Raw genomic sequence first — 10,896 nt, 5'->3', positions numbered from 1 at the left:
GCCCAAGTAGAGGCAACCCTTGCGGTTGCCCAACAGATGGCGAAGCCATCAAGAGGAAGATTTTCGGGTCAAATACACCCCACCCAAAATAATCCCCATGCAACCAATGTGCAACAAACCGATTTTTTCACCATCAAATACCCCCCACAACATGGCCACTATCGGCATGAGGTAAGCAACCGTAGCCCCAAATATGGCCGAGGTCTGTTGAATAACCTTGAAGAATAAGATGGTGGCCAACACAGTCCCAACCCAGGACAAAGCAGCCACATACCCCAAGGAAATCCACACATTGGGCAAAGTACTCAACCGAGGTACAAAATCGGTACCCAGCACCAGTACAAATGCCAGCGGAATGCCCACCGTACCAAATGACCCAGCGCTGACCAGCAGCGAATCCATGTCTCGAAATTTGGAAGCAATCAGGTTGGTGCCCATCGCATAAAAAACTGTTGCCAATACAACCAGCAAAGCATAGCCTAGGGGGTCATTTGCGCTGCCACCCCTGCTCATGAGTACCAGACAAGCAGCTCCAGCCAAACCAATCAAAATGCCTAAAACTTGCTGCCATTTCACTTTGATGTTGAAAAATAGTACGCCAAGAATCATAGTAAACAGTGGCGTGAGCGAATTGAGTACTCCTGCCGTCGCGCTGCTGATTCTGGTTTGAGCGGTAGAGAAAAGAATGGCGGGCAAGGCACTGCTGCAAAGCCCCAATACCATCAGCAAGGGGAGTCTCGACCACTCCATACGCTTGCGGTTGTAAATCAACACAGGGATAAACGCAATGGCTGAAAGCGACATGCGCAAGCAAGCCACTTGAACTGGCTCAAAAGACTCTAGGCTTTTTTTGATCAGAATAAATGAAGTGCCCCATACCAAACTGAGGATTCCAAGCGCCAAATAAGCGCGCAAAATGGACATAGAGGGAGAGGGTGTCGTATTCATTGAGCAAGAGTACAAAAGATTCGGCAATTCCCGAAAAAATCAGGGCCTGACCTCGTTAACTTCTAACAAGTCTGATTTTTTTGCAATAAATTTGCAGGCATTCAATTAAAAGCAACAAATCATACGACCATGAAAAAACATATCTATCTTTTGCTCGTGCTGTGTGCATGCTGTTTGTCGCTCAATGCCCAAAAAATGGCCGACAAGCGTACTGCTCGCGACCTGGAACTCAATGCTGCAGAACAAGAATTGAAAGCTGGCCAAAGCTACGACATTCCAATTACGGCCCTGAATCTGGCTAACGTACAAGGTTTTCAGTTCTCTATTTTCATTGACCCAACCGTGGCCGAAATCACTGGCATCGAATCGGGTATCCTCCATGAAGACAATTTTGGGTTTTTTCCAAAAAATGGTTTGATCACCAGTTCCTGGAATGTATCAACCCCTCTGACCAAAGAGAAACTCAATGAGGTGCTTTTTACCCTGAAAATCAACAGCCGTAAAGACATCCCCCTCAGCAAAATTCTGGGACTCCAAAACCGGCCTACCACTATGGAAGCTTATACCCACAATGACGAACAAGTGGGCATCAAATTCAATTTCCAATCTGCGGTAGCGCAAGGAGATAAAGCGGTATTGTTTCAAAACTCACCGAATCCCTTCAGCGAAGAGACGGTGATTGCTTTCTTTTTGCCACAGGCGGGCAAAGGTACTTTGGTAGTGCGCAACGTGGAAGGCAAATTACTGTACCGCACCCAGGCGGATTTTTCCAAAGGACAGCAGCAATTCGTACTGAAACAAAGTGACGTAAAGGCTTCAGGTGTGTTGAATTATACCCTGGAAACGGCCAACTTCACGGAGACGAAAAAAATGGTTGTAGTCGCGAAGTAAGATGAAAAGTTTAGGGTTGAAAATTTTAAACGCTTCAACCCTAAACTTCAACTTATTTACCGCCAGGTGTTTCCCCAGGAATATCCAAAGCGCAATTGCAATTGGGCAAATGGTTTGGATACATCGGAGCTTTCCAGCCCACCTACATTCACGTCAGTTACCAGGCGGTAACCACCTTCGGCACCCAAACGCAGCCAACGGAAAACATTGACCTCCAGTCCAACTGCAGGTTGCAGCACGAAAACGCGATCGCGGGTCAGGTTTCGGTCGTCAAAATCAATACGTCCTCCCCCCACTATAGCACTCAAATAGGGATGAATTACTTTGCCGGTACCAGGCGCATAGCCAATCAGCAATCCTCGGTTGCGGAGCTTGTACCCTGACGCATTATCGGTGGGCAAAGGGGCATAATCTTTCATGCGCTGCCATGCCCAGCCAACCATCAATGAGCGACCAAACTCAAAAGCGAAATTGCCACCTGAAAAGTATTCGGCATCATTGTCTAGAAAAGTAAAGTTGTGGCTGTCTGAAAACCAGAAGCCAGTCAAGTCCAATCGGGTTTGATTGAAAAGGGTTTCTTCGCGTTGGGCATATGCTCCACTTGCTACAATTAGAGCTACAGCCAGGATCAGTATTTTTTTCATCGCTTGCATGTTTTTAATCAAGATGCAGCATGTCTTGGTATACCCCTATTTAACGGCAAATTTATTCACCAAAAAGATTTTAACAATCAAATTGCTTGCTTCAATAATCACTGTGCCGAAGCAGCCCCGCTGGCTCCCTTGGGCCGAATCGCCTTATAAATCATCCCTTGAATGCGCTGACGCGTATCCATTTTCTCCAAGCGGTTGTTGTGCATCGAAGGATAAGTACGATTGGACAAAAACACGTAGACCAGATTGTGCTCAGGGTCTACCCAGGTACAGGTGCCCGTAAACCCAGTATGACCAAAAGTACTTTCAGAAGCCTGAGCCGACATATTGGTAGGGTAACTCGCGCCCATGGGGTACATGTCGAACCCAACCCCGCGCCGGATGCTGCGTGGATGGCGAGTAATGAAGTTGTGCACCGTTTGTGGCGCCAAATAACGATGACCACCATAAAAACCTTGCTGCAAAAGCATTTGCATGATCACCGCCAGGTCGTTGGCATTGGCAAAAAGCCCTGCATGGCCACTTACGCCACCCAGCATGGCAGCACCCATATCGTGTACATAACCCTGTACGCGCTGTTGGCGAAAGTAGCGGTCTTCTTCAGTAGGAGGCATTTGATCAATGGGGAATTTCTTCCAGGGATTAAAGGTAGCCGATTGTAAGCCCAAAGGCGCATAAAAGGTAGAATCCACGTATTTGTCCAAACCCATTCCGGTTTGCTCTTTCACCATTTGCGCAAGCATGTAAAAACCAAGATCACTGTACCGGTAATTGATGTTGGGGCGCAACTCCGACTGCCGGATTTGGATAAAAATGCTGTCAATAAATTTTTTGTTCAAAAACAAGTTGCCTGTCACGGGCACAGAAAATTCATCATCAGGAGTGTTACGGTAATATTTCAACGAAGGCTTGTTCAAGCTATCGGGTGTGTGCGACAAGGTTTGTTTATAAAAAGGCAGCCACCCAATCAAGCCCGCATTGTGCGCCATAATGTCTCGGATGACCATCGCTGCCTTGTTGGTGCCATTGAGAACGGGGAGATAATCACTGAGTGGTTTGCGCAAGTCGATGCGCCCATCGTCCATAAAACGCATCATGGAAATGGTCGTTGCCGCAATCTTGGTAACGGAGGCCAAATCGAAAATATCCGAAGTTTGGGTGGGATGATCTTTGAGGTAGGTATGATGGCCAAAAGCTTTTTCATAAATGATCTGTCCATCTTTGGCCACCAGTACTACACAACCTGGCGCTGCACCTACATTGACTGCTTCGTTGGCAATCAGTTCAATGCGATTGAGGGTGTCTGAAGAAATCCCCACGGATTCTGGAATACTATACCCAAAACGGCCATTGGCCTGTGTTTCTTCGCCTGTAAAAAAAGCACTGCGCTCAGAAGCCGTCACCGGCAAGCGGCCCGTCATGCCAAATGCTCCAAAAAGAGCCTGCGCACTCAGGTCTTGTACCAGGTCTTCTCCCTCATAAGCCATCTGTACCCACTCAAAATCGTCGAAATGCTGTAAACTATAGGGTGATCCGAAGATGCTCAATACCACTTTAGTTTTTTCGTTCAACTTTTTCAAAAACTGAATGCTGCTGGTAGTAAGGCCATAGTTTTTGGCTGCGGATGAAGTCATGTCGTGCAAACCTACCAGTACCACTTTGAATTTACTCAGTTGCGCCAATAAAACCCTCTGCTGCTCTTCACTTAGTTCTTTATCGGTCTGAAAGTGAGTCACCTTGGCATAAGAAGACAAGCGTTTTTGAAATGCAGTATTCGCACCAGTGCCAATACTCAATGACGCAAATGAAAGTGTATCCACCCGGCCAAAAGGAATCAGGCGATCCTGGTTGCGCACCATGGTAATGGCGTTTTTGATCAATTCCCGTTTCAAGGCTTCAGCTTGAGGAGCGTTCACTTCCTTACGGGCGGTGAGGGGTTCTTTGGGGAGGTATTTGGTCAAGCCCAGTCGGAATTTATAGGATAAAATCCGCTTTACACTTTCGTCAATTTGATCGGGGCTGATTTTGCCATCGCGCACATAGCGGCGCAGGGCTTCGATGGCTTCGGCGGTGCTGGGCGGGGCACAAATCATGTCATTGCCAGCCAAAATCGCTTCTGCTTCGGCAAGGCCATCCGTGAAATGTTCGGTCACCCCCTTCATCTCCATGCCGTCGGTAAAAATAATGCCTTCAAAACCCAGCGCGCGGCGCAAAACATGCGTAATGGTATTGCGAGAAAGGGAGGTAGGCCGATCTTCGCGCTCGTCTAGCGCCGGAACTTGCAAATGCGCCACCATTACGCCCCCAATGCCATAGTTGACCAAAGAACGAAAGGGGTAAAACTCGACGCTGTCCAACCGCGACATTTCGTGTTTGATCAGAGGCAAACTGTAATGAGAATCGGTATCGGTATCGCCATGACCAGGAAAATGTTTGGCGCAAGCCATGATCCCGTGATCCTGCATCCCCTTCATGTAGTTGTATGCCTTGAGGGTTACGTTGTAGCGGTCCTCACCAAATGACCGATAACCAATGACTGGGTTGCGTGGATTGCTGTTGATGTCTGCTACAGGTGCAAAATTGACATTGAGGCCAATTCGTTTGCATTGACGAGCAATTTCTTCGCCCATCTTGTACAGTAAGTCATTGTTTTGGATGGCACCCAGCATCAATTGCTTTGGAAAACTCAGGGTACTTTCTTTCATGCGCATGCCCAAGCCCCATTCGCCATCAATTGCCACCATCAGCGGAATTCGGGAAAGGGTCTGATATTTATTGGTGTATTCCAGTTGTTTTTCGGGAGTGCCCTGAAAAAAACAAAGCCCGCCCACCTTGTATTTGCGTACTACCTCAGCCACTGCCTCCGCATAGTCCGCACCTTTATCGGAATGCGCCCGAATCATAATCAATTGACCCAGGCGTTCGTCGGCGTTCATGGTTTTAAAAACAGAATCCACCCAGTGCTTTTCCAGGGGAGAAGCTTGGTCGATGCTGTATACTTTCTGAGCCGCAGCTTGAGCAAAAAACAAGACACAAAGCATTAGGGTGAGTAGAATGGCTGCTGCTGGTTTCATAGTACATAAATGTTTGGCGAATAACACTGAGTAATTTTTTGCGTCAGACTAATGTATTAGAGCGTTCTGATACGTTGATGGGATGAACTGATCAGCTGAAAATTTTGTGTTTTTCTTTGTAAAAAGCTCTATTTCAGATGTTTGGGTTTAGTAATTTCTTTTTTTGGATATTTCTCTGTGGCTTAAATATAAGGCTTCCTCTGGACTTCCAGTCTTCTTACCCAGATTTTGTTAAAATTTAACATTAGTGCAAGACTGAAAAACTCGAGCTTAAGTACGCTTTTGTGCTTTTTAGGGTATTTTTAATGCCATTGGTCGCTAATGCAAAAATGAAAAGTTTTTTCTGACTAAAATAACGGATTAATTTATTCAACCTTGTAAAACCTGAGTATGAAAGGACTATCGCTAACCCTTACCGCCCTACTAAGTGTATGGTGTCTGAGTACAGGATTAGCTCAGAGCAGCGAAGAGGCCCTCAAGCCTATCACCCGCACCTATGCCCTCAAAAACGTGACCATTGTTACCAAACCTGGACAAACCATTCTGAATGGTACAGTGGTGGTCAAGGATGGACTTATCCTGAATGCCGGGCAAAACGTGAGTATTCCTGCCGACGCTAAAATCATTCCAGCTGACTCCATGTTTGTGTATGCTGGCTTCATCGATGCACTATCCAACGCGGGCATACCTAAACCGGAAGTACGCCCTGCAACTGGCGGCACCGGCGGCGGTGGCCAACGGCCCACTGGAGTAAACCCAGGTACGCCACCCAACGATTTGGCAGGCATTCAGCCTGAATTGCGGGCCCGCGACCTGATCAAACCCGCCGACAAATCCATCGAGGATTTGCGCAAGTTGGGTTTTACCAATGCCCAGGTATCGCCTATCGGCAAAATGCTACCAGGCAGCAGTGCCCTGATTTCATTGGGAGGTACTGCCGCTGACAACATGATCTTGAAAGACAATTTTGCCATGATCAGCCAATTGGTAGGTGCACAAGGGGTTTATCCCAACACTATTATGGCGGTGATGTCAAAATTTCGCGAGTTGTACAAGCAAGCCGAACAAGCCAAAGCGCACGAAAAAATGTACGCCGCCAATCCAGCAGGTATGGTTCGCCCTGAAGTAGATCGTTCTCTACAGGCATTTTACCCTGTGTTGGACAAGCAGCGCCCAATTTGCTTTGTAGCGCCTGACCTGAAATCCGTTTACCGGGTACTGGCCATGCAGCAGGAATTGAATTTTCCCCTGATCCTGGGAGGTTTGCTTCAGGCCTGGACATTGGCAGATCAGCTTAAAGCCAAAAATATACCCATCATTCTTTCGCTGGATCTCCCCAAAATGGAGAAGAAAGAACCCGCTAAAAAAGACTCAACCGCTGCCAAAGACCCGGAAATGGAGCGTTTGGAAAAACGCAGAGCCGATGAGATGAAGCTCTACGAAACCCAAGCGGCTGTCTTTGCGGGCAAAGGCATCAATTTTGGTTTTTCTACCCTCAATGCCAAAACCGCTGATATTCGCGAAGCCCTGCGCCGCATGGTGAAAGCGGGTTTGAAAGAAGACCAGGCGCTTGCTGCCCTGACTACCACTCCTGCCGCAATGTTTGGAGTAGCCCAAAGCCTGGGTACCGTAGAGAAAGGAAAAATTGCCAACTTAGTGGTGTCCAAAAAGTCTTATTTCGATGAAAAATCACAAATTCGCTACGTATTTGTCGACGGCAACTTGTACGAGTTTGAAGCAGAGGCGCCTGCTGCGAAACCTGGAACAGCTGGGGCAGGCAAGGGCGCAGCACCAAGCGATCTGAGCAAATTTATCGGCAAATGGAGCTATAGCATTGACGCTGGCGATCAGGTATACAAAGGCGTAATCAGCCTGATTGATGAAGGCGGCAAACTTGGTGGCTCCTGGACTGGCTCCGACGGTCAATCCAAACCGCTCTCCAACCCAAGCCTCAAAGGCAGCGAGCTTACTTTTAGTTCTTCTGTCAACATGGGGCAGGACATTCCGCTCGACTTCAACATCACTTTTGACGGAGCAAAGTTTTCTGGCAAAGTCAAAGCAGGTGATTTTGGCGTGTTCCCTGTTGAGGGATCCAAAGAACCACGCGATTAATTGAACGTTTAAAAACAAAAAAATGAAGCAATTCACCATCATAACTTGCTGCCTGTTGCTTGTGCTGGGTCTGAACGCCCAGATAACCAAAGGCAGTTTGCTCATCAAAAATGGTACGGTTTTGACCGTGACCAAAGGAACCTTAGAAGGCTCCGACGTCTTGATCGAAAATGGCAAGATCACCAAAATTGGCAAAGGACTGACGGCGCCAGCGGGAACCAAAACGATTGATGCTACTGGCAAATACATTATGCCCGGCATCATCGATGCGCACTCCCACATTGCCCTCGACGCCATTAATGAAGGCACCAACCCCGTAACCGCAGAAGTTGCTGTTGGCGACGTTATCGACCCAATGGACATTTCCGTCTACCGCGCCCTGGCTGGAGGTACAACTGCCTCGCATGCCATGCACGGCTCGGCCAACGCCATCGGTGGCCAGTGCCAAACCATCAAGCACCGTTACGGAACCCTGAATCCCAATGATTATCCGATGGAGGGTGCGCCACGAACCATCAAATTTGCATTGGGCGAAAACCCTACTCGCGTACACGGAATTGGCCGGGGCATCATGCCGCGTACCCGTATGGGCGTTGAGTTTGTGATCCGCAAGTCATTCACGGAAGCCCGCAACTACGATGCTGCTTGGAAAAAATACAACGCAGAAAAAGCCACTAAGCCAACCGCATTGCCTCCCAAATACGACCGCCGCTTGGAAGCCCTGGCCGACGTACTCAATGGCAATATCTTGATCCATTGCCACTCTTACCGCGCCGATGAAATTTTGATGCTTCTGAATGTGTGCAAGGACTTTGGAGTCAAAAAAGTATGTTTCCAACACGTCAACGAAGGGTTCAAAGTTGCGCCAGAATTGGCCGCTTTTGGGGCTTCTGCCTCGGTTTTTGCCGACTGGTGGGCTTACAAATTTGAAGTGTATTACTCTACTGCCTACAACGCAGCCATCCTGACCAAAAATGGGGTCGTCACTTCCATCAACTCCGACTCTGGTGATTACATCCGCCACTTGTACCATGAAGCAGCCAAAACCCAATACTATGGCGGTCTGACCGATGATGAAGCACTGGCTTTGATCACCATCAACCCTGCCAAGCAATTGGGCGTTGAAAACCGCATTGGCTCTTTGGAAGTAGGCAAAGAAGGTGATGTGGCTATTTTTGAGGGGCATCCGCTTTCTGTATACGGCATTCCTGTATTCGCAATTGTTGACGGTATCGTTCGCTTTGACCGCGCCAATGATCCCGACGACATGCGTTTGGATGTTGATCCCATCAAAGCCACTACCAATTTCCAAATGGCTACTGGCCGCCACGATCACGATCGTTGTATGCAGGGCGTTCAGGAATTGATGGAGGAATTGTTTCAATTGAAAAACTAACGACACATGAAAATCAAATTTCTAAGCATATTCCTGCTGGTTTTTGGAGGGGTGACTTTGTTTGGTCAAGTGGCCAAGCCCAGCAAAGGCACCTACGCCTTGACCAACGCCAGCATTCAAACCGTTACTAAAGGCCTGGTGCAGGGGACTCTGGTGATTCAAGACGGGAAAATCACCGCCTTGGGAGCCAGCGCCGCAGTACCAAGTGGCGCTCAAGTGATCGACTGCAAAGGGCTAACCCTTTATCCCGGCCTGATTGATGGCGGGACTCAATTGGGTTTGGTCGAAATCGAGGCGGTCGATGTAACCAATGACGACGACGAAGTAGGTGAACTCACTCCTCAAGTGGAAGCCCTTACTGCCGTGAATCCCAATGCCACCGCCATTCCGGTAACCCGCGTAAATGGTGTTACCACGGCTTTGGTAGCACCAACTGGAGGCCGTTTCCCTGGTACTGCTTCCTTGATCAACCTGGTGGGATATACGCCCAACCAAATGTATGCTGGCTTCAGAGGGATGGTAATGAACTTCCCAACCTTGGGCAGAAGTGGCTTTTTTGGCCCACAGCGCAGCGAGGATGAACTGAAAAAAGAGCAGGAAAAAGCCTTGACCCGCTTGAACGAGATTTGGGAAGGGGCAAAATTGTATGCCAAAATCGACTCAGCGGCCAGTAAAAATGCTGAAATAAAAGTGGTCTACAATCCTGAAATGGCTGCCTTGGCACCCGTGATACGCGGACAAATGCTGTTGATGATTGAAGTCAACCGCGCTGAAGACATTGAAGGGGCCATCAAATGGGTAGAAAGCAAAAAAATCAAGAGAGTGGTTTTTACCGGGGTAGCCGAAGGCTGGCGGGTAGCAGACAAGCTGGCTAAAGCTAAAATTTCAGTGATTACCGGACCAATCGTGGCCCTGCCTACCCGATCTTCCGACCGTTATGATAAGGCATACGCCAACGCTGGTTTGATGCACAAAGCGGGCGTAAACCTTGCCATTCGGACTTACGATTCAGAAAACGTACGCAACCTGCCCTTCAGCGCTGGATTTGCGGCAGCTTATGGCTTGGGAAAAGAACAGGCGCTGAAAGCGATCACCATTATTCCCGCTGAAATTTTTGGCGTAGCCGACAAGTTGGGATCCTTGGAAGTGGGCAAAAATGCTACTCTCTTTGCTTCAACAGGTGATGCCCTTGATACCAGAAATCAAATCAAATACTTGTTCATCGATGGTTGGCAAGTGCCGCTTGATAGCCGCCACATCCAGTTGTACAATGAGTTCTTGAAGCGCTCTCCTGGATTGGACAAATAAACTTTGACTTTTAGAGTAGCCTAAAGATTTACAACTAGCAGTTGACCGCCGGGATTTCTTTCCTGGCGGTTTTTTTATTAAAGATAAACAACTTTATTGATCAATTCAAGGCCGGAGTGTCAATCAAAATTCGCACAACCCAGCAAATTAACAATAAAAATTGCCTTCATTTTATTAGATTGCAACCAAATGCATCAAATGCAAGGAAGAATGCGCAAGTACACCCTACCCATCCTCGCAAGTTTGTTTTTGGGCTTCGGATGCTCTACGGAACTACCACCAGAATTGGCGGCAGAGCTAAAAACATTGCCTACCGAGCTGGATTACAACCTGCATGTCAAGCCGATTTTGTCTGACAAGTGTTTTGCCTGCCATGGCCCGGATAAAGCCAAACAAAAAGCGGGCTTACGACTGGACATTGCGGAAGCAGCCTACGCCCCATTGGAAGAAAACCCAGGTAAAGTAGCCATTGCCAAAGGCAGTTTGCGCCGCAGCGAAGTTTTCCACCGCATCA

8 protein-coding genes are annotated in these 10,896 nt (G+C 48.1%); 5 read left to right on the top strand and 3 right to left on the bottom strand.

Features of this window, described 5'->3' with window-relative positions; all coding sequences use genetic code 11:
- Positions 1–48: 48 nt before the first annotated feature.
- Positions 49–948: a DMT family transporter gene (locus ABW391_RS14005; RefSeq protein WP_353482506.1), complete on the bottom strand. Its 900-nt coding sequence runs from the start codon at positions 946–948 to the stop codon at positions 49–51.
- Positions 949–1,077: 129 nt separating this feature from the next.
- Between ABW391_RS14005 and ABW391_RS14000 the strand changes: the two genes are divergently transcribed.
- The gene (locus tag ABW391_RS14000; RefSeq protein WP_353482505.1) at positions 1,078–1,839 is read left to right on the top strand and encodes a T9SS type A sorting domain-containing protein; all 762 of its coding nucleotides are present in this window, start codon (positions 1,078–1,080) and stop codon (positions 1,837–1,839) included.
- Positions 1,840–1,895: 56 nt separating this feature from the next.
- Here ABW391_RS14000 and ABW391_RS13995 read toward each other — a convergent pair whose 3' ends face one another.
- Together ABW391_RS13995 and ABW391_RS13990 are read right to left on the bottom strand one after the other, a co-directional pair.
- On the bottom strand, positions 1,896–2,483 hold the full coding sequence (locus tag ABW391_RS13995) for a hypothetical protein (RefSeq protein WP_353482504.1): 588 nt from the start codon (positions 2,481–2,483) through the stop codon (positions 1,896–1,898).
- A 107-nt stretch (positions 2,484–2,590) separates the two neighbouring features.
- Positions 2,591–5,566 carry a serine hydrolase domain-containing protein gene (locus tag ABW391_RS13990; RefSeq protein WP_353482503.1) on the bottom strand — a complete coding sequence of 992 codons (2,976 nt, stop codon included), beginning with the start codon at positions 5,564–5,566 and terminating at the stop codon, positions 2,591–2,593.
- A 390-nt stretch (positions 5,567–5,956) separates the two neighbouring features.
- On the opposite strand from ABW391_RS13990, the gene ABW391_RS13985 reads away from it, so the two are divergent.
- The 4 genes from ABW391_RS13985 to ABW391_RS13970 form a co-directional block, all read left to right on the top strand.
- A complete protein-coding gene (locus ABW391_RS13985; RefSeq protein ID WP_353482502.1) occupies positions 5,957–7,678 on the top strand; it encodes an amidohydrolase family protein in 1,722 nt (573 codons plus the stop codon).
- Between the two features lie 22 nt (positions 7,679–7,700).
- Positions 7,701–9,074, top strand: coding sequence for an amidohydrolase family protein (locus ABW391_RS13980; protein ID WP_353482501.1), 1,374 nt, complete (start codon positions 7,701–7,703; stop codon positions 9,072–9,074).
- Between the two features lie 6 nt (positions 9,075–9,080).
- Positions 9,081–10,382, top strand: coding sequence for an amidohydrolase family protein (locus ABW391_RS13975; RefSeq protein ID WP_353482500.1), 1,302 nt, complete (start codon positions 9,081–9,083; stop codon positions 10,380–10,382).
- Positions 10,383–10,592: 210 nt separating this feature from the next.
- Positions 10,593–10,896 (top strand): c-type cytochrome domain-containing protein (locus tag ABW391_RS13970; protein WP_353482499.1); only part of this gene is annotated, 304 nt, incomplete at its 3' end.

The organism is Haliscomenobacter sp. (assembly GCF_040403615.1).
Taxonomy (GTDB): domain Bacteria; phylum Bacteroidota; class Bacteroidia; order Chitinophagales; family Saprospiraceae; genus Haliscomenobacter.
This window is presented reverse-complemented; position numbering and strand designations above follow the sequence as displayed.

Coding starts and splice junctions, on each gene's coding strand:
- ABW391_RS14005 (WP_353482506.1), bottom strand. CDS start 948: ATGAATACGACACCCTCTCCCTCTATGTCCATTTTGCGCGCTTATTTG.
- ABW391_RS14000 (WP_353482505.1), top strand. CDS start 1,078: ATGAAAAAACATATCTATCTTTTGCTCGTGCTGTGTGCATGCTGTTTG.
- ABW391_RS13995 (WP_353482504.1), bottom strand. CDS start 2,483: ATGAAAAAAATACTGATCCTGGCTGTAGCTCTAATTGTAGCAAGTGGA.
- ABW391_RS13990 (WP_353482503.1), bottom strand. CDS start 5,566: ATGAAACCAGCAGCAGCCATTCTACTCACCCTAATGCTTTGTGTCTTG.
- ABW391_RS13985 (WP_353482502.1), top strand. CDS start 5,957: ATGAAAGGACTATCGCTAACCCTTACCGCCCTACTAAGTGTATGGTGT.
- ABW391_RS13980 (WP_353482501.1), top strand. CDS start 7,701: ATGAAGCAATTCACCATCATAACTTGCTGCCTGTTGCTTGTGCTGGGT.
- ABW391_RS13975 (WP_353482500.1), top strand. CDS start 9,081: ATGAAAATCAAATTTCTAAGCATATTCCTGCTGGTTTTTGGAGGGGTG.